Annotated in this window: 19 protein-coding genes and 1 pseudogene; 5 read left to right on the plus strand and 15 right to left on the minus strand. The window is 69.6% G+C overall.

The genetic code is table 11. The features are described from left to right. Positions 1-6: 6 nt before the first annotated feature. From NQ151_RS02365 to NQ151_RS02380, 4 genes are all read right to left on the minus strand, one after another. A complete protein-coding gene (locus tag NQ151_RS02365; protein ID WP_257526898.1) occupies positions 7-501 on the minus strand; it encodes a DUF4262 domain-containing protein in 495 nt (164 codons plus the stop codon). A 66-nt stretch (positions 502-567) separates the two neighbouring features. Beyond that, complete coding sequence (ligA, locus tag NQ151_RS02370; protein ID WP_257526900.1) at positions 568-2,895, minus strand: NAD-dependent DNA ligase LigA; 2,328 nt, start codon at positions 2,893-2,895, stop codon at positions 568-570. A gap of 28 nt (positions 2,896-2,923) precedes the next feature. Next, a complete protein-coding gene (gene mnmA, locus NQ151_RS02375) occupies positions 2,924-4,021 on the minus strand; it encodes a tRNA 2-thiouridine(34) synthase MnmA (RefSeq protein ID WP_257526901.1) in 1,098 nt (365 codons plus the stop codon). Positions 4,022-4,030: 9 nt separating this feature from the next. Further along, a complete protein-coding gene (locus NQ151_RS02380) occupies positions 4,031-5,215 on the minus strand; it encodes a cysteine desulfurase family protein (protein ID WP_257526902.1) in 1,185 nt (394 codons plus the stop codon). Between the two features lie 75 nt (positions 5,216-5,290). Between NQ151_RS02380 and glgX the strand changes: the two genes are divergently transcribed. The 3 genes from glgX to glgB are packed head-to-tail and all read left to right on the plus strand — an operon-like array spanning position 5,291 to position 11,655. Further along, complete coding sequence (glgX, locus tag NQ151_RS02385) at positions 5,291-7,381, plus strand: glycogen debranching protein GlgX (RefSeq protein ID WP_257526903.1); 2,091 nt, start codon at positions 5,291-5,293, stop codon at positions 7,379-7,381. Positions 7,382-7,429: 48 nt separating this feature from the next. Continuing rightward, positions 7,430-9,517, plus strand: coding sequence for an alpha-1,4-glucan--maltose-1-phosphate maltosyltransferase (locus NQ151_RS02390; protein ID WP_257526905.1), 2,088 nt, complete (start codon positions 7,430-7,432; stop codon positions 9,515-9,517). Continuing rightward, the gene (glgB, locus tag NQ151_RS02395) at positions 9,514-11,655 is read left to right on the plus strand and encodes a 1,4-alpha-glucan branching protein GlgB (protein WP_257526906.1); all 2,142 of its coding nucleotides are present in this window, start codon (positions 9,514-9,516) and stop codon (positions 11,653-11,655) included. The genes NQ151_RS02390 and glgB overlap by 4 nt, the downstream gene beginning before the upstream one ends. Positions 11,656-11,978: 323 nt before the next feature. Here the strand turns inward: glgB and NQ151_RS02400 are convergent, their stop codons facing one another. Together NQ151_RS02400 and NQ151_RS02405 are read right to left on the minus strand one after the other, a co-directional pair. Continuing rightward, the gene (locus NQ151_RS02400) at positions 11,979-12,923 is read right to left on the minus strand and encodes a tetratricopeptide repeat protein (protein WP_257526907.1); all 945 of its coding nucleotides are present in this window, start codon (positions 12,921-12,923) and stop codon (positions 11,979-11,981) included. Beyond that, positions 12,920-14,707: a DUF8094 domain-containing protein gene (locus NQ151_RS02405; protein WP_257526908.1), complete on the minus strand. Its 1,788-nt coding sequence runs from the start codon at positions 14,705-14,707 to the stop codon at positions 12,920-12,922. The genes NQ151_RS02400 and NQ151_RS02405 overlap by 4 nt, the downstream gene beginning before the upstream one ends. A gap of 160 nt (positions 14,708-14,867) precedes the next feature. Between NQ151_RS02405 and NQ151_RS02410 the strand changes: the two genes are divergently transcribed. Further along, positions 14,868-15,941 carry an AI-2E family transporter gene (locus NQ151_RS02410; protein WP_257509609.1) on the plus strand — a complete coding sequence of 358 codons (1,074 nt, stop codon included), beginning with the start codon at positions 14,868-14,870 and terminating at the stop codon, positions 15,939-15,941. Between the two features lie 193 nt (positions 15,942-16,134). Here NQ151_RS02410 and NQ151_RS02415 read toward each other — a convergent pair whose 3' ends face one another. The 9 genes from NQ151_RS02415 to rpsB all read right to left on the minus strand — a co-directional run bounded on the left by NQ151_RS02415 (position 16,135) and on the right by rpsB (position 22,853). Next, positions 16,135-16,854, minus strand: coding sequence for an alpha/beta hydrolase (locus NQ151_RS02415; RefSeq protein ID WP_257509608.1), 720 nt, complete (start codon positions 16,852-16,854; stop codon positions 16,135-16,137). Between the two features lies 1 nt (position 16,855). Continuing rightward, positions 16,856-17,140, minus strand: coding sequence for an Rv1322 family protein (locus NQ151_RS02420; protein ID WP_257509607.1), 285 nt, complete (start codon positions 17,138-17,140; stop codon positions 16,856-16,858). 11 nt (positions 17,141-17,151) lie between these two features. Further along, entirely contained in the window at positions 17,152-17,862 is a 711-nt protein-coding gene (locus NQ151_RS02425) for an aggregation-promoting factor C-terminal-like domain-containing protein (protein ID WP_257526909.1), read from the minus strand. A 46-nt stretch (positions 17,863-17,908) separates the two neighbouring features. After that, entirely contained in the window at positions 17,909-18,514 is a 606-nt protein-coding gene (locus NQ151_RS02430) for a DivIVA domain-containing protein (RefSeq protein WP_257526910.1), read from the minus strand. Continuing rightward, entirely contained in the window at positions 18,511-19,536 is a 1,026-nt protein-coding gene (locus NQ151_RS02435; RefSeq protein ID WP_257509604.1) for a phosphatidate cytidylyltransferase, read from the minus strand. The genes NQ151_RS02430 and NQ151_RS02435 overlap by 4 nt, the downstream gene beginning before the upstream one ends. Before the next feature lie 8 nt (positions 19,537-19,544). Further along, positions 19,545-20,099, minus strand: coding sequence for a ribosome recycling factor (frr, locus tag NQ151_RS02440; RefSeq protein WP_257509946.1), 555 nt, complete (start codon positions 20,097-20,099; stop codon positions 19,545-19,547). 66 nt (positions 20,100-20,165) lie between these two features. Continuing rightward, positions 20,166-20,885 (minus strand): UMP kinase, encoded by a 720-nt coding sequence (gene pyrH, locus NQ151_RS02445; protein ID WP_257526911.1) that lies wholly within the window; start codon positions 20,883-20,885, stop codon positions 20,166-20,168. 81 nt (positions 20,886-20,966) lie between these two features. Next, a complete protein-coding gene (gene tsf / locus NQ151_RS02450) occupies positions 20,967-21,794 on the minus strand; it encodes a translation elongation factor Ts (protein WP_257526912.1) in 828 nt (275 codons plus the stop codon). An 84-nt stretch (positions 21,795-21,878) separates the two neighbouring features. Continuing rightward, the gene (gene rpsB / locus NQ151_RS02455; RefSeq protein ID WP_257526913.1) at positions 21,879-22,853 is read right to left on the minus strand and encodes a 30S ribosomal protein S2; all 975 of its coding nucleotides are present in this window, start codon (positions 22,851-22,853) and stop codon (positions 21,879-21,881) included. Positions 22,854-23,370: 517 nt separating this feature from the next. Between rpsB and NQ151_RS02460 the strand changes: the two are divergent. Further along, positions 23,371-23,625 (plus strand): annotated as a pseudogene (locus tag NQ151_RS02460) (peptidoglycan DD-metalloendopeptidase family protein); the annotation flags it as partial. Between the last annotated feature and the right edge of the window lie 31 nt (positions 23,626-23,656).

The following is a 23,656-nucleotide window of genomic DNA, read 5'->3' on the forward strand; positions in this document are numbered from 1 at the left end:
CCGGCGCTACAGCGCGGTGAACTCCCCCGGTCTCGGCTGCACCCACGGCTCATCCGTATAGCCCGGTTCGTTCGGGAAACGTCCACCACTGTCGTCGTGGCTCAGTTGCAGCACCGGAACCGAGGCCTCGTCGGGTCGCTGATAGAACCGGTTCGCGGCGAAGACGATGCTCCCGGGGTTCGGCACGGTCTCCACCAGCACCCGACGCGACCAGTGGTCGAAGCTGAGCAGATCTCCCGGCGCGAGGTCGTCACCGGCACGGATCCGTTCCGACACGTCGTTGAGCACCATCGCGGTGTCGTGGGGGCAGAGCCCGAAGATGAGCAGCTCCGGATGCCCCAGGCCGAACAGACCCACGGTGTAGGCGAACGTGGTCTCCCGCGCGCGGGAGTCGCCGCCGACGTACTGGATGTAGGTGCCGTACCTGCGGATCGTTTCCGCCGTGTGCCGGTCCTCCTGGTCGAGCCACGCCTGGATGGCGGGGTCGGGGGTGAGGGTCATGGTGTGTCCTTTCTCGCTTTCCGGCGAGAGTAGAACATACCTACGACACTGCGCGGTGAAGTCGGATCATCCCTCGTCGGCCGGCGGCGCACCCAGCGCCGCAGGCCCCTGCTCGACGAGCACCTTGAACTGGGCCGCGTCGATGATGCGAACCCCGAGCTGCTCGGCCTTGCCCAGCTTCGACCCCGCCCCGGGACCCGCCGCGACGAAGTCCGTCTTCTTCGACACGCTTGACGCCGCTTTGCCGCCGGCGGCGAGGATGGCCTCCTGCGCGCCTTCGCGGGTGTAGCCCTCAAGCGATCCGGTCGCCACGACCGTGATGCCCTCGAGCACGCCGCCCGCCGCCGCTGCGGCACCGGGACCGGGGTGGCCCGGGGTCGCCAGCTGGGCGCCCGCGGCCTCCCATCGCTCGACGATCTCCCGATGCCAGTCGACCTCGAACCAGTCGATGAGCGCGTCGGCGATGATCCCGCCGACGCCGTCAACGGCGGCGAGCTCGTCTCGGGATGCCGCGCGGATGGCGGAAACGGAGCCGAACCACTGCGCCAGCGCGCGGGCGGCGACCGGCCCTACATGGCGGATGTTCAGCGCCACGAGGAACCGCCACAGCTCCTTCGTCTTGGCCTTCTCGAGCTCGTCGAGGAGCGTGAGGGCCTGCGCCGACGGCTGCGGTCCGGTACGGCCCTGCTTCTTCTCCGCCGGGCTGGGGTTGCGTCGGAAAGGAGCCCGACGCACGATCTCACCGGTCTTGTCGTCCACGCGCGGCTCCCCCGTCTCGGCGTCGCGCACGACGACTTCGATGGGCACCAGTTGGTCGAGGGTGAGGTCGAACAGACCCGCCTCGCTCTGCAGCGGCGGCTGCTCCGGCACGGTGGGCTGGGTGAGCGCGGCGGCGGTGACCTCGCCCAGGGCCTCGATGTCCAGGGCGCCGCGGGACCCGATGTGCTCGACGCGGCCGCGCACCTGGGCGGGGCAGGCCCGCGTGTTCGGGCAGCGCAGGTCGATGTCGCCCTCTTTGGCGGGGGCGAGCGGGGTGCCGCACTCGGGGCAGTCCGTCGGCATGACGAAGGCCCGTTCGCTGCCGTCTCGCAGCTCCACGACCGGGCCGAGGACCTCGGGGATCACATCCCCCGCCTTGCGCAGCACGACGGTGTCGCCGATCAGCACGCCCTTGGCCTTGACGACGTCCTGGTTGTGCAGGGTCGCCTGACGCACGACGCTGCCGGCCACCCGTGCCGGCGCCATCACGGCGAACGGCGTCGCCCGGCCGGTGCGCCCGACCGACACCACGATGTCGAGCAGCTTGGTGTTCACCTGCTCGGGCGGGTACTTGTAGGCGATGGCCCAGCGGGGCGCGCGGCTGGTGGCGCCGAGTTCGTCGTGCAGGGCGAGCTCGTCGACTTTGACCACGACACCGTCGATCTCGTGCTCGACGGCGTGACGGTGCTCGCCGTAGTTCGCTACGAAGTCCACGACGCCATCGATGTCGTCGGACGTGCGGAAGTAGGGGCTCGCAGGCAGGCCCCATTCGGCGAGCAGCCCGTAGATTTCGCTCTGCGACGCGACCGGCGGGTTCGGCCAGGCACCGATGCCGTGCACGAACAGCCGCAGCGAGTCCAGCCGCGCCCGACCGGCCTCGAGCTCCAGACCGCTCTTCTTCTCCAGCTGCTGACGCAGGCCACCGCTGGCGGCGTTGCGTGGGTTGGCGAACGCCGGGAACCGGCGCGCCGCGCTGCGGGTCGCCTTCTCCTCGTCCACGCCGCGGGCGCGGGCATCGGCGAAGACGCGATCCCGCATGCGCGCCTGCAGCGCGTTGAGCTCATCGAACGCGGCGACCGGAATGAACACCTCGCCGCGCACTTCGACCAGCGACGGGTGACCGCTGCCGGCCAGGCGCTGCGGGATGCCGGTGACCTGCAGGGCGTTGACGGTGACGTCCTCCCCCACCCGCCCGTCACCGCGCGTGGCCGCCGAGGTGAGCTGGCCGTTCTCGTAGCGCAGGCTGATCGCCAGACCGTCGATCTTCAGCTCGGTCAGCCACCGCACCGCGCGTCCGGCGGAGGCCTGCGCCTTGACGCACCAGTCCCGCAGCTCTTCGACGGTGAACACGTTGTCCAGACTCAGCATGCGTTCGGCGTGCTCGACCGGTGCGAACATCGAGCTCTGCGCCGCGCCGACCGTCTGCGTGGGCGAGTCCTGCCCCTGCAGCTCGGGATGCATCCGCTCGAGCTGCTCCAGCCGCAGCATCCACCCGTCGTAGGTGGCGTCGTCGACGATCTCGGCGTTCTCCCCGTAATACGCGTCGCGCGCATCCAGGATGCGGTCGGTCAGGCCTGCGGCCTCGGTGCGGGCTTCGTCGAGCGTCGCGGGCGTGGAGTCAGCGGCATCCGTCACCCGGCAAGTGTAGGACGACCCGCGGACATCACACGGTTATCGGAACCGCCGACACCGTCCGGTCGATCGTGAACTGACCGAGCACACGGGTGCCGTCGTACAGCACCGCCGTCTGTCCCGGGGCCACGCCCTCGAACGGCTCGTGTGGGGTGACCGTCAGCGTGCCGTCGGCAAGCACCGCGCGGGCGGGCACCGGGTCGGCATGCGCGCGGATCTGCGCGTGGCAGTCGAAGGCGTCCGTCGTGGGCGGGTGACCGGCCCACGTGAACCGCTCCCCCGAGATCTGCGCCGTGGCCAGAGCTTCCTTGGGTCCGACGACCACGGTGTTGGACACCGGGCGCACCTCGAGAACGAAGCGGGGCTTGCCGTCGGATGCCGGCATGCCCAGCTTCAGCCCGCGGCGCTGCCCGACGGTGAACGCGTGCGCCCCCTCGTGAGTGCCCACGACCGCGCCGGTGCGGTCGAGGATCTCACCGGTCTCGGCGCCGACCCGCTCGGCGAGCCAGCCGCGCGTGTCGCCGTCGGGGATGAAGCAGATGTCGTGACTGTCGGGCTTCTGCGCGACGGTGAGGCCGCGCTGCTCAGCCTCGGCGCGCACCAGAGCCTTGGACGGGGTGGACCCGAGCGGGAAGTACGTGTGCGCGAGCTGCTCGGCGGTGAGCACCCCGAGGACGTAGGACTGGTCCTTCGCGGCATCCGACGCCCGATGCAGCTCGCGCCCGTTCGGTCCATCCACGAGGGTGGCGTAGTGCCCGGTGCACACCGCGTCGAAGCCGAGCTCGAGCGCGCGCTCCAGGAGAGCTGCGAACTTGATCTTCTCGTTGCAGCGCATGCACGGGTTGGGGGTGCGCCCCGCCTGGTACTCGCTGATGAAGTCGGCCACGACATCGTCGCGGAACCGTTCCGAGAAGTCCCACACGTAGAAAGGGATACCCAGGCGATCGGCGGCCCGGCGGGCATCGAGGGCGTCCTCGATCGTGCAGCAGCCGCGGCTGCCGGCACGCAGGGTGCCGCCGGCGCGGGAGAGCGCCAGATGAACGCCGACGACCTCGTGTCCGGCGTCCACGGCGCGCGCGGCAGCGACGGCGGAATCCACCCCACCACTCATCGCCGCAAGAACTCGCATGCGTCCAGTCTACGAGCGCTCCCGTGCGCGGGCTCCGGAGGCCGCTGCCCGCGCATGCGCATCCGGCAGCGCCGCGAGCAGGGCGTCGACGTCGGCGTCGGTGCTGGTGCGGCCCAGGGTCAGCCTGATCACGCTGCGGGCTTCGTCCTCGGACCGGCCCAGCGCCAGCACGACATGCGAGGGTTCGGGAACCCCGGCTTGGCAGGCAGATCCGGTCGACACCGCGATCCCGTGCTGATCGAGCAGGAACAGCAGCGTCTCCCCCGACACCCCCGGGAAGAGCAGGTGGGCGTTGCCCGGCAGTCGCTGCCGCTCATCGCCCAGCAGCTGCGCATCGGGGACGATCTGGCGGATGCCGCGCACGAGCCGGTCGCGCAGCGCGCTCAGCCGGGCGGACTCCTCGCTCAGCTCCGCGACGGCGCATTCGGCAGCGACGGCGAACGCGGCGGCGCCGGCGGCATCCTGTGTTCCAGAGCGCAGCGCACGCTGCTGACCGCCGCCGTGCAGCAGCGCCGTCGGATTGGCGTGACGGGAGACCACCAGCGCCCCCACTCCCACCGGCCCGCCGACTTTATGCGCCGACACGCTCATCGCGCACAGTCCGGTGGCGCCCGTCGCCGCGCCACGCCACCGCGCGAAATCGACGCCGACGTGTCCGAATGCCCCGACGGCGTCCAGATGCAGCGGCACGCCCGCCGCTGCTGCGGCCGCTGCGAGCGCGCCGGCGTCGTTGAGAGTGCCGACCTCGTTGTTGGCCACGAGCGCTGTGGCCACCGCTGCGCCGGGCAGCGCCGCCGCGAATGCGGCCTGGTCGATGCGCCCGGTGGGCTGCAACGGCACCGAGCGCACCTCGGCTTTCTCGTGAGTGTGCAGCCAGCCCACCGTGTCGCTCGTGGCGTGATGCTCGCCGTCGGGAAGCACCACGGCGGCCGTCCCCGGCGGCCGCGACCACCACAGGCCCTTCAGCGCCAGGTTGATCGCTTCGGTCCCGCCTGAGGTGAACACCACTTCGATCGGCTCGCACCCCAGCGTCGCGGCCAGCCGCTCCCGCGCATCCTCCAGCACCCGACGCGCCGCCTGGCCGCCGCCGTGGATCGATGACGGATTGCCGACCGTCTCGCTCGCCCGCAGCCACGCGTCGCGCGCCTGCGGGCGCAACGGTGTCGTGGCCGCGTGGTCGAGATAAACGCTCATCCCTCCACTCTCGCCCAGCCGCGGGCGCGGCGCCAGTCGCGCCGGCGGCATGCCGCGACGGTTAGTCTGGTCGCCATGGCCAGCCCGAGCTCGACCCCGGCCGCACCCACCCTCTCGCCCGGGCTGCTCAGCAGCCAGTTGGACGGCCTCGGTGTGACCTTCAGCGACGACGGCGGGACCCTGCGGGTCTGGTCGGCGCATGCCACGTCGATGGAATTGGTGCTCTTCGATACCGACGACCTTGATTGGGCCACCGACACGTTCGCTCTGGAACGAGGGCCGGGCGACGTCTGGCAGGTCACCACCCGGGCGCTGCGCGCCGGGGTGGTTTACGCCGTGCGCGTGGATGGACCCAGCGGCAACGGCAACATGTTCAACATCCAGTCGCTGCTGCTGGAGCCCTATGCGCGCGGACTGATCTCCGGCGGTGCCACCGACTGGCGCTGCGTGGCCGTGGACGACACGTTCGACTGGGGCGGAGTGGTCAAGCCCGCCGTGCCGCTGGATCGCACCGTGATCTACGAAGCGCACGTGAAAGGGCTCAGCAAGCGCCACCCCGACGTGCCACCGGCGCTGCACGGCACCTACGCGGGCCTGGCGCACCCGGCGATGATCGAGCACTTCCGCACCCTGGGCGTCACAAGCGTCGAGCTCCTCCCGGTGCACGCCTTCGCGTCCGAACCGCGCCTGCTGCACCTGGGCCTGACCAACTACTGGGGCTACAACAGCGTGGGGTTCTTCGCCCCGCATGCCCCGTACGCCACCGAGGCCGCCCGGCGCGCCGGACCCGACGCGGTGCTGCGCGAGTTCAAGCAGATGGTCAAGGACCTGCACGAGGCGGGCCTCGAAGTGATCCTCGACGTCGTGTACAACCACACCGCGGAGGGCGAGATCGGCAGCCCGCGCACCAGCCTGCGCGGGCTGGACAACCGGGACTACTACCGGCAGCGCGACGACGGCGCCTACATCGACGTCACCGGATGCGGCAACTCGGTGAACACCGCGACGGATGCCGCGGCGCGGCTGGTGCTGGATTCACTGCGGTACTGGGCGAACGACGTGCAGATCGACGGGTTCCGGTTCGACTTGGCCGTCACCCTCGGTCGAGACAGCGACCACGCGTTCACCCCCGACCACCCGCTGCTGCGCGCCATCATCGACGACCCGGCGCTTGCGGGCGTGAAGAAGATCGCCGAGCCGTGGGACATCGGCGCCGGCGGCTGGCAGGTGGGCGGGTTCGGCGACGGCTGGCACGAGTGGAACGACCGCTACCGCGACCGGGTGCGCAACTTCTGGCTCAGCGACGTCGACTACGCCCGCCGCGCCGCGACCGCTCCGGTCGGCATCGGCGGTTTCGCCACCCGCCTGGCGGGATCCTCGAACACCTTCAGCCCCGACCGCGGTCCGCTCGCGAGCGTCAACTTCGTCACCGCGCACGACGGGTTCACCCTGCGCGACCTCGTCTCCTACGACGTCAAGCACAACCTCGGCAACGGCGAGCAGAACCGCGACGGCGCCGACACCAACCGGTCGTTCAACCACGGCGCCGAGGGCCCCACCGACGACCCCGGCATCCTCGCCACCCGGCGCAAGGCGATGCGCAACCTGCTCGGCACGCTGCTGCTGTCCGCGGGGGTTCCCATGCTCACCGCGGGCGACGAGTTCGCCCGCTCGCAGCGGGGCAACAACAACGCCTACTGCCACGACTCCCCGCTGACCTGGATGCCGTGGGACCACGCCCCGTGGCAGGAGGACCAGTTCGCGCACGTGCAGCACCTGATCCGGCTGCGCCGCGAGAACCCGGCGCTGCGGCCCACCCGGTTCGCGCACGAGGAACGCGTCGTCCCCGGCGCGTCGCAGATGGACTGGTACGACGAACAGGGCCGGACGATGTCCGGCGAACGCTGGACCAACCCCGCGCACCGCACGCTGCAGTACGCCGCGGCATCCACCCCGCAGACGGAGCAGCCCAACCGCATCCTGCTGATCGTGCACGGCAACGAGCGCCCCATCGATGTCACCCTGCCCGCGATAGACGGGGTGACCCGCTTCGTATCGCTGTGGTCCAGCGCGGACGAACGTCCGGGACAGGACGAGCCGGTGTTCCACCAGGGGGATGTCGTGACCATGACCGGCACATCGATGCGGCTTTTCCGGGCGGAGTGAACGCGTCGCCTGTGTGTCCTGCCCATGCGGGGACGGTAGGTTCGATAGATGGCCACAACGACACGAACCGCCCCGTCGAAAGGCTGGCGCAGCACCGCAGAGCTGCCGCTTCGGCCCGTCACCCCGTACCAGGCACGACCCGACACCGTCGCCGGCCGCATCCCGTTGACGCTGCCGCGACCGAGCGTCCCGGACCCCGGTTTCCGCCCCTCCGCATTCGCCGGAGAGGCTGTCCCCTTCCAGGTGACGGCCTTCCGTGAGGGCCATGACCTCATCGGTGTGCACGTGCGGCTGTTCTCCCCCACCGGCGAAGAATCGCTGCACCGGCTCTCGCCGTTGCACGATGGATTCGACCGCTGGTGCGTGCTGGTCTCCCCGACCGCGCAGGGCATCTGGCGGTTCCGCTTCGAGGCCTTCGGCGACGACTTCGCCACGTGGGCGCACGCCGCTGAACTGAAGATCGCCGCCGGGGTGGATGTCGCCCTGATGCGTGAATCCGGAGCATTGCTGTTCCAGCGCGCCGCTGCCGAGAAGACCCGTCCGACCGCCGAGCGGCGCCGGCTCGAGGCGGCCGCCGCGCGGCTGCGCGAGGCCACCGTCACCGACGATGCCGCGCTGGAGATCGTGCGCGACGGCGACCTGGCCGCCGCATTCGCCGCCCGTCCGCTGCAGTCCCTGGTGACCATCGGCGCCACGTACGAGCTGCTCGTGGAGCGGGAGCGCGCCGGGGTGGGCGCCTGGTACGAGTTCTTCCCTCGTTCCGAGGGTGCCACCGTGCAGCAGGACGGCACCGTGCGCAGCGGCACGTTCCGCACCGCAGCCCAGCGTCTGCCCGCCGTCGCGGCGATGGGGTTCGACGTGTTGTACCTGCCGCCGATCCACCCGATCGGGGAGCGTAACCGCAAGGGCCGCAACAACACCCTTGAAACGAACCCGGGCGACCCCGGTTCGCCGTGGGCCATCGGATCCAGCGCCGGCGGACACGACACCGTGCACCCCGACCTCGGCACGCTCGCCGACTTCCGCGACTTCGTCAACGCGGCAGCCGACAACGGGCTGGAGATCGCCCTGGACCTGGCCCTGCAGGCCGCACCCGACCACCCGTGGGTCACCGAGCACCCGGAGTGGTTCACGACCCTGCCCGACGGCACGATCGCGTACGCCGAGAACCCGCCGAAGAAGTACCAGGACATCTACCCGGTCAACTTCGACAACGACCCCGACGGCATCCGTGCGGAGGTGTTGCGGATCGTGCGGCATTGGATCGCCCAGGGCGTGAAGATCTTCCGCGTCGACAACCCGCACACCAAGCCCCTGCAGTTCTGGGAGTGGCTGATCGCGACGGTCACCGACGAGAACCCCGACGTGATCTTCCTCGCCGAGGCGTTCACGCGTCCCGCGCCGATGCAGCGACTGGCGATCGCCGGATTCCAGCAGAGCTACTCGTACTTCACGTGGCGCAACACCAAGGCAGAGCTGGAGGAGTTCCTCGGGTCGGTGAGCGACGAGACGGCCGACTTCATGCGGCCGAACCTCTTCGTCAACACCCCCGACATCCTCACCGAGTACCTGCAGTACGGCGGCCGCCCGGCCTACCGCGTCCGCGCGGCGATCGCGGCCACCGCCGGTGCCTCCTACGGCGTCTACGCCGGCTACGAGCTGTACGAGAACGTCGCCCGGCCGGGCTCCGAAGAGAACATCGACAACGAGAAGTACGAGTACAAGCTGCGCGATTGGGCCGGCGCCCAGGCCCGCGGCGACTCGCTGGCGCCGTTCCTCACCCGCCTGAACGAGATCCGCCGCGCGCACCCGGCGCTGCGGCAGCTGCGCAACCTCCGGCTGCACTGGAGCGACGATGACGCGGTCCTCGTCTACGCCAAGCACCTGCCGGCCGCGCTGTCGCCCGACGCCGTCGACGACACGATCATCGTCGTGGCCAACGTGGATCCGCATTCCGCGCGCCAGACGACTGTGCACCTGGACACCCGCCAGTGGGGGGTGCGGCCCGGTGACTCGTTCGAGGTCGTCGACCTCATCACGGGCGCCGAGTGGACCTGGGCCGATCACAACTTCGTGCGCCTGGATGCTTTCCATGAGCCCGCACACATCCTGCACGTGAAGAAGGAGCAACGATGACTTTGCCCGATGACCGAGTTCTCGACACCGTCGCGACCGGCTCCTACCACGCGCCTCACGAGGTGCTGGGGCTGCACAGCGCCGGCGAGGGCCGCTGGGTCGTGCGTGCCAGGCGTCCGCTCGCCGAGACGGTGACCGCCCGACTCGCCGACGGGCGCGACGTCACCCTGTCGCACCTGCGCGCCGGCATCTGGGAAGGCGGCTTCACGGCATCCGCCGCTCTCCCCTACCAGCTGGTCACGACGTACGGCGACGGTTCCGGCTACACCGCGGAGGACCCGTACCGCTTCCTGCCCACGATGGGCGAGCTCGACCTGCATCTCATCCGCGAGGGGCGTCACGAGCAGCTGTGGCACGTGCTCGGCGCGCACGTCCGCGTGATCGATGGGGTCGACGGCGTCGCCTTCACGGTGTGGGCGCCCAACGCCCAGGCCGTCCGCGTCGTCGGCGACTTCAACCTGTGGGACGGCCAGGGGCACCCGATGCGGTCGCTGGGCTCCAGCGGCGTCTGGGAGCTGTTCGTGCCCGCGCTCGGCGCCGGCACGGTGTACAAGTTCGAGATCCTCACCCGCGCGGGCCAGTGGATCCTCAAGGCCGACCCGATGGCACGCCTCGCCGAGGTGCCGCCCGGCACGGCATCCGTCGTCACCGCCAGCGAGTACTCCTGGAACGACGACGGCTGGGTGTCCGCGCGCGCCGAGTCCCGCCCGCACGAACTGCCCATGTCGGTCTACGAGGTGCACCTGGGTTCGTGGCGACCGGGGCTGTCCTACCGGGATGCCGCCGACCAGCTCATCGACTACGTCACGTCGCAGGGCTTCACCCACATCGAGTTCATGCCCCTCGCCGAGCATCCCTTCGGCGGATCCTGGGGGTACCAGGTCAGCGGATACTACGCGCCCACCAGCCGGTTCGGCCAGCCCGACGACCTGCGCTACCTCATCGACCGGCTGCACCAGGCCGGCATCGGCGTGATCATGGACTGGGTGCCAGGACACTTCCCGAAGGACGCGTTCGCGCTGGCCCGCTTCGACGGTGAGCCGCTGTACGAGCACGGCGACCCCCGCCGCGGCGAGCACCGTGACTGGGGCACTTACATCTTCGACTACGGCCGCAGCGAGGTGCGCAACTTCCTCGTCGCCAACGCACTGTACTGGTTCGAGGAGTTCCACATCGACGGGCTGCGGGTGGATGCCGTGGCATCCATGCTCTACCTCGATTACTCCCGCGAGGCGGGCGAATGGCTGCCGAACATCCATGGCGGCCGGGAGAACCTCGAGGCGATCGGGTTCCTGCAGGAGGTCAACGCCACCGCGTACAAGCGCTTCCCCGGGATCGCGATGATCGCCGAGGAATCCACCAGCTTCCCCGGCGTCACCGCACCGACCAGCCGCGGCGGGCTCGGTTTCGGGTTCAAGTGGAACATGGGCTGGATGAACGACTCGCTGCAGTACATCAAGCGTGATCCGATGTTCCGCGCGCACCACGAGGGGGAGCTGTCGTTCTCGTTCGCGTACGCGTTCACCGAGAACTTCGTGCTGCCCATCAGCCACGACGAGGTCGTGCACGGCAAGGGGAGCCTGTTCGGGCGCATGCCCGGCGACCACTGGCAGAAGCTCGCGAACACGCGCGCGTACCTGGCCTACATGTGGGGACACCCCGGCAAGCAGCTGCTGTTCATGGGCCAGGAGTTCGGGCAGCTGTCGGAGTGGTCCGAGAGCCGGAGCCTTGATTGGTGGTTGCTGGAGCAGCCCTCCCACGCGCAGCTGCACTCGTTCGTGGCGAACCTCAACCACGTGTACCGCGACCAGGCGCCGCTGTGGCAGCGTGACCACGACGCCGCCGCCTTCGGGCGCCTGGGCGGCCCGACGTGGAACCCGAACGTCATCGCGTTCGCCCGGCATGACTACGACGGCGAAGCGGTCGCGGTGATCTGCAACTTCTCGGGCGTGCCGATCCACGGCTACGAGCTGGACCTGCCCTCCGCGGGGACTTGGCGCGAAGTGCTCAATACCGACGCGCAGGAGTTCGGCGGATCGGGCGTGGGCAATCTCGGTACCGTGCACGCCGCCGAGGGCGGGCGCGCCACGATGGTGCTTCCCCCGCTCGGGGTGCTCTGGCTGCGCCGCGACGCCTGACCCGCGCCGAGTGAGTATTCGCGTCGCCGAGTGAGTATTCGCGCCGCCGAGTGAGTATTCGCGCCGCCGAGTGAGTATTCGCGTCGCCGAGTGAGTATTCGTGGTCACGAGTACTCACTCGGCGAACGGCGAATGGAGCCCGTCTACCGCGCGCTCGGCGCGAGCAGTACTCACTCGGCGAACGGCGAATGGAGCCCGTCTACCGCGCGCTCGGCGCGAGCAATACTCACTCGACGCGAGCAATACTCACTCGACGCGAGCAATACTCACTCGGCGCGAGCAATACTCACTCGGCGCGAGCAATACTCACTCGGCGGTGAGGCTCAGAACATCAGGTTGGCAAGCGACCGACGCGCCTGCAGCACCCGGGGATCGGCGTCGCCGACCAGCCCGAACAGTTCCAGCAGTCGCTCACGCACGGGGGCGCGCTCGTCGTCCGGCAGTGCCGCGAACAGGTCCAGCAGCCGGATGAACGCGTCCTCAACGTGCCCGCCGGCCAGATCCAGGTCGGCCACGGTAAACTGCGCGGCCACATCGCGGGGCGAGGCTGCGGCGGCGGCACGCGCCGCCTGGAGGTCGACACCCTGCACACGCTCAAGCAGGCGCACCTGGCCAAGGCCGGAGCGGGCTTCCTCATCGCGCGGGTTCTCGGCGAGGGCACGCTCGTAGGCGGTGACGGCACGGGCGTAGTCGCCGGCCTCGATGGCTTCGAACGCCTCTGCATGCAGCGGCGGGATCGCCGGCTCCTCGGGCTCGGCGACCGGCTCGCCGGTCTGCACGGTGCCGGTCACGCCGTTCTGGGCTGCGAGCTGCAGCAGCTGGGCGAAGACCTCGCGCACCTGCGCCTCAGGGACTGCTCCGGTGAACAGCGGCACCGGCTGCCCCGCGACGAGTGCAACGACCATCGGGATCGACTGCGCGCGGAAGCCCTGCGCGAGCTGCGGGTTCGCGTCGACGTCGACCTTGGCCAACACGACGCGGCCGGCAAGCTCCGTGACGACCTTCTCCAGCACCGGGCTCAGCTGCTTGCAGGGGCCGCACCATTCCGCCCACAGGTCGACCACGACCGGGACGGTACGTGAAAGTTCGAGCACATCGCCGAAGGTGGCATCCGTGACGTCCACGATGAGCGAAGGCACCGACGCCACCGCGCCCGCGGCCGCCGCTGCCGGGGGCGCCTCGGCGCCCGCCGGGGGCTGCGGCCGGTTGCGCAGCGAGGAGAGGTCGACGGCGCCGCGCAGGACGGCACTCGAGGTCGGATCGGTCACGGGATCACCTTCGCGTCGAGGATGTTGGACGTGTACCCGAGCAGTTGGATTCGCTCGGAGGATGCTTTCGCGGGCACATAGAAGAAGAGCTGGTCGCCGAACGTCGTGGTGAACCCGGTCGCCGACTGGGTCGCTCCCGCGAGCGTCGAGACGGTGGGGTTGCCGTCGAGCTTGATGACGGCATCGGCGTTGGTCGGCTTGACCGTCTCGTTCTCGTTGATCGTCACCGCGACGATCGCGCCGTTCTCAAGGGTAGCGAGGGCCACCGGCTGCTGCGTGCCGGGCACGCTGTCGAACGCGAGGCTGCCCGTCTGGGCGCCGGTCTCGTTGAAGGCCGCCAGACGCGCTTGGCGGTCGTTGGCCACGCCAATGCGGAACTGGTCAGCCGCCTCGTCGAACAGGTCCGAGTACGCGCTGTCGGCCCCGCTGTCCAGCACGTCCGCGTAGGCGGCGGCGAGGTCCTCCGGCGCTACGGCGAGGAATGCGTTGTCGGGCGACACCTGGGTGGCGCCGACGTATTCGGGGGCCAGCGGCAGCTCGGTGGTCGAATCAAGGCTGCCGATGTAGGACAGCTTGTATTCGGACCAGGGGTCGGCCTGCGTCACGAACATGATCGTGTTGCCGGATTCCTCGTCGCCGACGACGGCCATGAACGTGCGCGGCCACTCGTCGTACGCCTGCGGCAGCAGCACGGTCAGGGGGCCGGCGGGTACGGCCGGCAGCGGCTCTTCTTCGGCGATCGCCGCGCGCAGCCGGTAGTTGGTCTCGCGCTCGGCCAGCGCGGGGCCCGTCAGGCGCACGGCTGCGGCGGCGGCGTCGCTCGTTTGGTCAGCGGTGGCGACCTGGTCGGCGATGCGCTGCAGGATCCGTTCAGCCTGCGCCTCGGTGACCGCCGGTGCCTGCTGGCTTTCGGGCGTGATGACCGTGGCGGTCGGGGTCGGTGTCGGCGTCCCGCCCAGTTGCGGCCAGGCATCCGAGGAGCAGCCGGCGAACAGGAGCGCGCTGACGGCGACGGCGGGGACGACGAGGAACCCACGACGCTTGCCGGAAAGCGCACGGCGGGTCGGCGACGCGCTGATGACGCCCTTGTCGCTCTGTTCGACCGACATGTCGGCGGGCTGGGGAGCCGGCGGCATCGGCAGCCCCTTGCGGCGCGGCCCGCGCGAGCGGCGCACGTTGCGGATGGCGAGGAAGTACAGCACGACGCCTACGGCCATGAGGATCGTGCCGCCGACGAACAGCGGACCGGCCCACGGGGTGGCGTTCACGAGCGGCCAGGTGACGATGAGCTTCGACGGGGCCGGTGCGACACCGTCGGCGGCGACGAGCACGCTCATCCCCTCGGGCAGCTGCAGCGTCTCGATGAGCAGGTCCTCCTGCACGAACTCGTCGAGCCACAGGTCCGAGCCGGCCGGATTCCGCGCGGGGGCAGGTGCCGTCTCGCCCTCGGCGGTCGGCTCGGTCTCGGGGGCCACGACCTCGGATTCAATGGCCTCGCCGTCGAGCTTGATGTGCGCGTATTCGGAGCCGGCAAGCCAGGCTTCCAGGTCTGCGGTGCGGCCGTAGGCGGCGAAGATCTCGCCCTCGCCCTGTGCCCGCAGCGTCTGCGAACCCGGCTGGCTACGCAGCACGGCCCCGTCGACGAGCAGGTAGGGCACCTCCTCGGCCACCTCGATCGTCTCGCTCTGCGCGGTCGGGCCCTGGAACACCGTCCGCTGGGCGATGCCGGCGCCGAGCATGAGGGCGGCCAGCACAAAGGCTGCCACGGCCCATACGAATCGCACGAAGAACACCTCTCTGGTCCCGCCGCAGGGTACGAACGGGCACACATTCGACATTTCAGCCTAGCGACAAAGACCTGAATGTCGCCCGGGAGGGCGCGCCGACACAGCTGGACGCCCAGCGTGCGTATCCTGACGGGACCGACATTCGCAGGAGGAAACCGTGAAGATCCAGCATCCGTTCCGCACGGCGCTGATAGCGACGCTCGGAGTCGGCGTGGGGCTGCTGATCCTCTCGGGCGTTTCGACGCTCCAGACGATCCTGCTCTACGTCGGCACCGCACTGTTCCTCTCGCTCGGCCTCGATCCGATCATCTCCTGGCTCGAGCGGCGCAAGTTCCCCCGCTGGGCGGCGGTGCTCACGACGATCTTGGCCGTCCTTGCCGCGTTCGCCGGCATCGTGCTGATGGTCGTACCGATCATCGTCGGGCAGATCTCCGAGCTGGTGCGGCAGATCCAGCGGTTGTTCCGCTCCGGTGCGCTGGATGACCCGGTGACGGTGATCAAGGAATGGCTGCACGGCGTCTTCCCTGCGCTCAACGTCGATGAGGTGTTCGGGTACCTGCAGGATTGGTACGAATCCCTGGATCTCGGGGAGATCGGCACCACGTTGGGTGAGAGCATCCTCGCTCTCGGCGGCGCGCTCATCGCCGGGTTCACCGGCGGGTTCATCGTGCTCATCCTGACGATCTACTTCACCGCATCCACCCCGTCGCTGAAGGCGGCGGTGTACCAGCTGGTGCCGGCATCCAAGCGTGAGCGGTTCATCGACCTGGCCGAGCAGATCACCGACTCGGTGGGCTTCTACGTCATCGGTCAGATCAGCCTCGGTGTGATCAACGGTGTGCTGAGCGCGATCTTCCTCACGATCATCGGCGCACCGTTCCCTGCCGTGCTCGCGGTCATCGCGTTCTTCTTCTCGCTGATCCCGCTCGTGGGTACCCTGACCGGTTCGGCGATCATCATCCTGACGTGCCTCATCCCGGGGCTCGCATCGCCCGCGACGGCGCTGGCCGCGCTCATCTACTACGCGATCTACATGCAGGTCGAGGCGTACATACTGTCGCCGCGGATCATGAACCGCGCTGTCTCGATCCCCGGGGCCGTCGTGGTCATCGCCGCCCTCGCGGGCGGGTCGCTGCTGGGCCTGCTGGGCGCGGTCATCGCGATCCCGGTGGCCGCCAGCATCCTGATCATCTACCGCCAGGTGATCATCCCCCGGCAGAACGAGCGCTAGCGCGGGTTCGTCGGCGCCCCGGTTACCGCCCTCCGCCGTTGCCGGGATGAGGGGATCTGCCGGAATGAGGATGCCTGCCGGGATTCGGCCCTCGTTCCGGCAGATCTCCGCATCTCGGGCGCCGGATGCCGGAATGCACGAAGCCGTGGGGATGCGCGCCGCGGCATCCACCCGCCGACATCCGCCCGCGGGGTCAGCCCTCGGGACCGTCCCACACGGTGGGCAGCGGCAGCGCGTCGGGGTTCACGGCCGCGACGATCTCGGTCAGTACGCGGCGGGTCTGGCTCTCCCCCACCCAGAGGTGGCGCCCGCCGGTGACGGGGATCACCACGGCATGCGGGATCGCGGCGAAGCGCTCGGCGGCCTCGGGCGGGCGCAGGTAGTCGTCCAGCTCCGGCACGACCACCACCACAGTGCGCTCATCCCCCGCCCACGCCGCGATGTCCTCGGCGGTGGCACGGTGCAGCGGCGGGGAGAGCAGGATCACGCCTTCGACGTCGTGGTCGCGGCCGTACTTGAGTGCCAGTTCGGTACCGAACGACCACCCCACCAGCCACGGCCGCGGCAGTCCCCGCTCGCGCACGAACGCCATCGCCGCGGCGACGTCGAATTCCTCGGCGTGACCGCCGTCGAATTGGCCCTCGCTCGTCCCGCGCGGCGACGACGTGCCGCGCGTGTTGAACCGCAGCACGGCCAGCTGCGCAAGCGCCGGCAGGCGTGCGGCCGCCTTGCGGAGAATGTGGGAGTCCATGAATCCGCCGGCCGTCGGCAGCGGATGCAGCGTCACCAGCGTCGCGACGGGGTCGCCGTCGGCCGGCGAGGCGAGCTCGCCAACGAGGGTCAGACCGTCAAGAGTGTGCAGCTCGATGTCTTCGCGGTGCGCAGGAAGCAGCACCGGTCCGCGGATCTCCACGTCAGCCGATCCTCCAGCACTGTGGATGCCAATGGCGTCGATCCGCGAGGGCTGCGGCGTCACCGAGCACACCGTCGGCGCGCCAGGCGACCAGGTGCGCGACACCGGGCTCGATCATCCGCGCGCACCCGGGGCAGGTGTAGGCCTTCAGCGCCTGCACCGCCGACACCGGCTGCACGGTCCACTGCGCGCCACGGCGCAGCTCGGTGCGCTTCCAGCCCGCGATGAGCCGGTCGAGGGCGACATCCGGCGACGGGTCGGGACGACGGCGATGGGATCGAGGCATGTCGGGACCGCTCACCACCAGTGGTTACTGGTCCAGAAGTTGTAGGCGGCCGCCCAGCTGCCGTAACGCCCGACGGCGTATCCGTTGCCCCAGCGCAGGTTGTCCACGGGGTCATAGCCGTTGCCCGGCACCTTGCTGCACGGCAGCGCCTGGACCAGCCCGCACGCGCCCGAGGAGCGGTTGGTGGCGTTCGGGTTCCAGCCGCTTTCGCGGCCGACGATGTAGTCGACGTAGCCCCAGTCGCTCTCGGCGATGCCCGCCGCGGCCATCCACTCTGCCGCGCTGCCGCCGCCGGTGTAGAACAGCGGCGCGGCAGCCGCCGAGGAGGACGACGACGACGACGACCTTGCGGCAGGCTTCGGCTCGGGCGTGGGAGTGGGCTTGGGCGTGACGTAGACGGTGTACCCGCTGCGCTCGAATGCCACCGCGGCCGGTGTGTCTGCTGCGGGCACGTCCAGCGCCTGGGCATCGTCGGCCGAGTCGGCGTACAGCGAGATCCGCGAGTCGTCTTCGGCGACCGCACTCGACAGCGCTCCGCCCATCGGACCGATGTAGGCGGCGGCGAAACCGACGACCGCGAGGCCGGCGAAGACACCCAGCACACCGCGACGCCGCGACCAGCGAGGTGCTGCCGAGGCCTTCAAAGACCGCCGCGTCGCCGCGGGACGGTCGGCGACAGCCTGGCGGGCTGCCGGGGAAGTCAACTCGTTGCCGGAAGTCACAGTGGGCCAGAGTCTACCGGGTGAGCGCGAAGACGGCATCCTCGGATCATCCGATCGCCAACATCACTTCGACGACCGAGTCCAGCACCGCGTCGACCTGGGTCTCGCGGTAGCCGCCGCGCTGCATCCGGAAGGCCACCATGCGCACCTGCTCCACCGTGATCGGCTCTCCGGTCTCGAGGTACGCCACGAGCTTGTCCGCGACGACGTCCACCTCATCGATGCGGTAGCCGTAGCGAAGCGGGCCCACCCGCACGAACCTCTTTCCGCGCGGCCGCGACAGTCGGTCGAGGATCTCCTGCGCAAGGTCCCGCGAACGGCCCACCCACGCCCGGGCACCGGCGCGGGACAGCGCGCGTTCACGCTCCCGCGCGGCGAAGGCGTCCTCGATGCGGCCGAGCGCAGCATCCACCGCAGCCACGGCGTAGCCGTGCCGCACCAGCGGGAAACCGGCGCGACGCACATCTGCGCTCGTGACGGATGCCTCGGCGGGATCCGCCTCGAAGGCCTCGCGCGCGTGGGCGAGGAAGTCATCGACGGCCTGCTTGTCGTAGCCCTTCTGACGCCCGTGCGTCTCCGGAAACGGCGATGCCGGCGCCTGCTGCTCCACAGCGTCGGCGTCAGCGTCGGCGTCGGTGTCGGACAGGGTCATGCCACCACCAGGGGGAAGAACACGAAGTACAGCGCCACGGCGGGGACGGTCGAGGGGAGGATCGAGTCGAGGCGGTCGAGCACCCCACCGTGACCGGGCAGCCAGGAACTCATGTCCTTGATGCCGAGGTCGCGCTTGATCATCGACTCACCGAGATCACCGATCGTGGCCGTCGCGAGGATCGCGACACCGAGGATGAGCCCGGCCCACCACGGCACGTGCAGCATGTACAGGCCCAGCAGCACGCCGGCGGTCAGCGCCGCCAGGACGGCGCCACCGAAGCCCTCCCACGTCTTTTTCGGGCTGATGCGCGGCGCCATCGGGTGCTTGCCGAACATGAGCCCGAACGCATATGCGCCGGTGTCGGCGGCGACGGCTGTCGAGATCATCGCCAGCACCCACCACTCCCCCTGCTCCTGGCGCAGCAGGATGAGCAGGAGGCTGCCGAGGAAACCGACGTACAGCTGGATGAACCCGGCGACGAGCACGTCCGAGAGCACATCACCGTAGGTGCGGCCGTTGCGCGATGCCATCTGCGCCATCAGGCGCCACACGATGACGAAGGCGACCGCCACGAACGCGACGGTCCAGTGCGTCCAGTAGTCGAGGAAGTAGCCGGCCAGCACGAGCGCCAGCGCCGCAATCAGCTGCGGCACCACGTCCACGCGGCGCCCGGAAACCTGCAGCGCCCGGGAGAACTCGAACACACCCAGCAGCGCCACCGGCACGGCGAAGAGCAGGAAGAACTCCTTGAAGAACATCAGCGAGCCGATCACGATGGCCCCGAGCGCCAGCCCGATCAGCGTCGCGACGATGAGGTCGCGACCGGTGCGCTGTTTGATCTTCTCGTTGGCCAGGTCGAAGTCGGCGCGCGCACGCTCCACCTGCTGCTCGAACTCGGAACGGGCCGAGCGCAGGTGCGAGGTGAATTCGTCGCCGGCGTCGCCGGAGGGCCGGCGGGCGTCCGAACGCCGCAAGGGCGTTTCGGGCGAGCGCTCCGGTTCGTCGGAAGCGTCGGTCATGGGCGGGCCTAGACCTCGAGCAACTCGGTCTCTTTGCGCTTGAGCGCGTCGTCGATCGCGTCGACGTGGGCCCGCGTCAGCGCGTCCAGTTCCTTCTCGCCGCGGGCGATCTCGTCCTCGCCGACGTCGCTCTTGAGGGCATCGAGGTCGTCCTTCGCCTTACGACGGATGCCACGGACGTGGACCTTGTGATCCTCGCCCTTGGTGCGCACGAGCTTGACATACTCCTTGCGGCGCTCCGCCGTCAGCTCCGGCATCGACACGCGCACGATCGTGCCGTCGTTGCTCGGGTTGGCCCCGAGGTTCGGCATGTCCCGGATGGCCTGCTCGATGGCCTTGAGCGCCGATTTGTCGTACGGCGTGATGACGAGGGTGCGGGCCTCGGCGTTGTTCAGGGACGCCAGCTGCGCGAGCGGCGTGGGGGTGCCGTAGTAGTCCACGAGAATCTTCTGAAACAGCTGCGGGTTGGCGCGCCCGGTGCGGACGGTCGCGAAGTCATCCTTCGCAGCCTCCACGGCGCGGTCCATGCGGGTTCCGGCATCGGCCAGCACATCGGCGATCACGGTCACTCCATTCGTCGGGACAAGTCGTTGTCAAGTCTAGTTGAGGCCGGTCACCCGGATCGGGCGCTACGCCGTGACCAGGGTGCCGATCTGCTCGCCAAGCAGGGCGCGGGTGACGTTGCCGGCAGGTTCCATGCCGAACACCCGCATGTCCATGCGGTTGTCCATGCACAGGCTGAACGCCGTGGAATCAACGACCTTCAGGCCCCGCTGCAGGGCATCGTTATAGGTCAGCCTGTCGAGGCGAGTGGCTGACGGGTCGATGCGGGGGTCCGCGGTGTACACCCCGTCGACGCCGTTCTTGGCCACGAGCACCTCGGTGGCACCGATCTCCAGCGCACGCTGGGCGGCGACGGTGTCGGTGGAGAAGTAGGGCAGTCCGGCGCCGGCGCCGAAGATCACGACGCGGCCCTTCTCCATGTGACGCTCTGCACGCCGGGGGATGTACGGCTCGGCGACCTGCGTCATCGAGATCGCGGACTGCACGCGGGTGGCAGCTCCGGCCTGCTCGAGGAAGTCCTGCAGCGCGAGGGCGTTCATGACGGTCCCGAGCATCCCCATGTAGTCCGCGCGCCCGCGGTCCATTCCCCGCTGGCTGAGTTCGGCGCCGCGGAAGAAGTTTCCGCCGCCGACGACGATGGCGATCTCGACGCGGTCCACCGCGGCAGCGATCTCCCGGGCGACTTGGCTGACGACGTCGGGATTGACTCCCAGCTGGCCCCCTCCGAACGCTTCACCGGACAGTTTCAGCAGAACGCGCCGGCGTCCCGTGGCCTCATCGATCACGTGTCATCCTCTCGTCTGGTACAACCTACCGTCGGGCATGGGAAAGGCCCGCACCGAAGCGATGCGGGCCTTTCGCGCGACTTACGCGCCGACCTTGAAGCGGGCGAAGTCGGTGATGCTGATGCTGGCATCCTGGGCGACCTTGGCGACGGACAGCTTGTTGTCCTTCGCGTAGTCCTGGTCCAGGAGCGCGACCTGCTTGAAGAACGCGTTCACGCGGCCCTCGACGATCTTCGGCAGGGCAGCCTCGGGCTTGCCCTCGTTGCGGGAGATCTCGGTGACGATCTCGCGCTCCTTCTCGACGTCGGCGGCGGGAACTTCCTCACGCGTGAGGTAGGTCGGGTTAGCGAACGAGATGTGCTGAGCGATGCTGCGGGCGGTCTCGGCGTCGTCACCCGAGTAGGCCACGACCACGCCGATCTGCGGGGGCAGGTCCTTGCTGGTCTTGTGGAGGTAGATCTCGAAGTGGTCGCCGGAGAGCGTGCGGACGCGACGCAGTTCGACCTTCTCGCCGATGATGGCGGCCTCGTCGTCGATCAGCTGCGCGACGGTCTTGCCACCGGCGTCGGCGGCCAGTGCAGCCTCGACGGAGTCGGCGGCCACAGCTGCGGCGGCGTCGGCGACCTTGTCGGCCAGCGCGATGAAGCGGTCGTTCTTCGCGACGAAGTCGGTCTCGGTGTTCAGCTCGATCAACGTGACCTTGCCGCCCTGCTCACGGGCGACGACGAGGCCTTCGCTGGTGGAGCGGTCGGCCCGCTTCGCGTTGCCCTTCGCGCCCTTGAGGCGGAGGATCTCGACGGCCTTCTCGAGGTCGCCGTCGGCTTCCTCGAGCGCCTTCTTGGTGTCGACCATGCCCGTGCCGAGCTGCTCGCGCAGCGCCTTGATGTCGGCGATGGTGAAGTTTGCCATGGGAAGTGGCTCCTTGGTTCGGTGAGTTCTCAGGGAAGTCGGGGCGAGCGCGCGTGCGCCCGCCCCGACAGAATCCGGTTGGACTTACTCGGCAGCCTTGGCGGCGGCGGGCTCCTCGACGGGAGCCTCCTCCGCGGCGGCTTCCTGGGCCTCTGCAGCAGCGGCGTCGTCGGCGGACTCCGTGGCGGCTTCGCCCTCGATGGCCTGCTCGTCGGCGATGAGTTCGCTCGCCTCGGCCTCGGCTACGGCGACGTCGGCGACCTTCTCGGTCTCGGCGGAGGACTGGGCGGGTGCGCTCTGCTCGAGCAGCTCGCGCTCCCACTCGGCGAGGGGCTCAGCGACCTCAGCCTCGGCCTCACCGGCGGGCTGGTGACGCTGGATCAGGCCCTCAGCGGCGGCGTCGGCGATCACGCGGGTCAGCAGGCCGACGGCGCGGATGGCGTCGTCGTTGCCGGGGATCGGGTACTGGAACTCGTCCGGGTCGGCGTTGGTGTCGAGGATGCCGATCACCGGGATGCCGAGCTTGCGTGCCTCGTCAATGGCGAGGTGCTCGCGCTTGGCGTCGACGACCCAGATGGCCGACGGCGTCTTCTGCAGGTTGCGGATACCACCGAGCGACTTGTGCAGCTTGTCCAGCTCACGCTTCTTGAGAAGGAGTTCCTTCTTGGTGAAGCCGCTGTTGGCGGGGGTCTCGTAGTCGAGCTCTTCGAGCTCCTTCATACGCGCAAGACGCTTGGAGATGGTGGTGAAGTTGGTCAGCAGACCACCGAGCCAGCGCTGGTTGACGTAAGGCTGGCCGACGCGGGTCGCCTGCTCGGCGATGACTTCCTGCGCCTGCTTCTTGGTGCCGACGAAGAGGATGGTGCCGCCGTGGGCGACGGTCTCCTTGACGAATTCGTACGCCTTGTCGATGTACCCGAGCGACTGCTGCAGGTCGATGATGTGGATGCCGCTGCGCTCGGTCAGGATGAAGCGCTTGACTTTCGGGTTCCACCGGCGGGTCTGGTGTCCGAAGTGCACACCGCTGTCGAGCAGCTGGCGAATGGTAACGACGGCCATGGCCGTTCTCCTGTTCTCGGCGCAGGATGCGCCGTTGTTTCGGTTGTCCACGCCTGGTCGTTCGACCGGCGAGCCTGGTGCCCGGCGCACACCCACCTCCCGCTGGTGCGGGAAGACCTGGGGTGTGGATGCCGCGATGCGCTTACCTGGGGCGAGCGCTGTGCTGTGGGCACGCGGAGTCACCCCGCCGAGGCGAGGTGCGGGATCATCTTATCAGCCGCCGCATCCTCCCCCGCGCTGCGGTGCGGGAGGTTGTCCCCCATTGCCCGGGTGGGCATCCGCGCGGCGGCACCGAAGCGGCAAGCATGGGGCGATGCCCGGTCATCGCGTGCTCGCTGTGCTGTCCCTCGTACTGCTGCTGGCGGCGAGCACAGTGGCCGCTGCACCGGCGGGTGCCGGCATCCGGGCAGACCGGCTCCCCGCTGCGGCGGAGCGGTGGCTGTGGCCGCTGGCCGGTGCGCGACTCGAGGAGCCGTTCCGCGCCCCCGCCCACCGGTACGGCCCGGGTCATCGCGGCATGGACCTGGCCGCCGGCGACTCCCGCGTCGTCGTGGCGCCCGCGGACGGCGTGGTGGCGTTCGCGGGCTCCGTCGCGGGCCGGCCGCTGCTGACGATCGACCACGGCCAGGGGCTGGTGACGACCTTCGAACCGGTCGCGCCGCGTGTCAGCGCCGGGGAGCCGGTCGCCCGAGGCGATCCGATCGGTGAGATCGCCGTCGGCGGACACACCGGGCGCGGGTCGGTGCACGTGGGCGTGCGGCTTTCCGGCGACTACATCAACCCGATGCTGCTGTTCGGCGAGG

Source organism: Microbacterium sp. zg-YB36, from assembly GCF_024623575.2.
GTDB lineage: Bacteria > Actinomycetota > Actinomycetes > Actinomycetales > Microbacteriaceae > Microbacterium.

What these genes read in the sequence shown, in the direction of transcription:
- NQ151_RS02365 (WP_257526898.1), bottom strand. Translation starts at nt 501, where the DNA reads ATGACCCTCACCCCCGACCCCGCCATCCAGGCGTGGCTCGACCAGGAG.
- mnmA (WP_257526901.1), bottom strand. Translation starts at nt 4,021, where the DNA reads ATGCGAGTTCTTGCGGCGATGAGTGGTGGGGTGGATTCCGCCGTCGCT.
- NQ151_RS02380 (WP_257526902.1), bottom strand. Translation starts at nt 5,215, where the DNA reads ATGAGCGTTTATCTCGACCACGCGGCCACGACACCGTTGCGCCCGCAG.
- glgX (WP_257526903.1), top strand. Translation starts at nt 5,291, where the DNA reads ATGGCCAGCCCGAGCTCGACCCCGGCCGCACCCACCCTCTCGCCCGGG.
- NQ151_RS02390 (WP_257526905.1), top strand. Translation starts at nt 7,430, where the DNA reads ATGGCCACAACGACACGAACCGCCCCGTCGAAAGGCTGGCGCAGCACC.
- glgB (WP_257526906.1), top strand. Translation starts at nt 9,514, where the DNA reads ATGACTTTGCCCGATGACCGAGTTCTCGACACCGTCGCGACCGGCTCC.
- NQ151_RS02420 (WP_257509607.1), bottom strand. Translation starts at nt 17,140, where the DNA reads ATGCCTCGATCCCATCGCCGTCGTCCCGACCCGTCGCCGGATGTCGCC.
- NQ151_RS02430 (WP_257526910.1), bottom strand. Translation starts at nt 18,514, where the DNA reads ATGACCCTGTCCGACACCGACGCCGACGCTGACGCCGACGCTGTGGAG.
- NQ151_RS02435 (WP_257509604.1), bottom strand. Translation starts at nt 19,536, where the DNA reads ATGACCGACGCTTCCGACGAACCGGAGCGCTCGCCCGAAACGCCCTTG.
- tsf (WP_257526912.1), bottom strand. Translation starts at nt 21,794, where the DNA reads ATGGCAAACTTCACCATCGCCGACATCAAGGCGCTGCGCGAGCAGCTC.
- rpsB (WP_257526913.1), bottom strand. Translation starts at nt 22,853, where the DNA reads ATGGCCGTCGTTACCATTCGCCAGCTGCTCGACAGCGGTGTGCACTTC.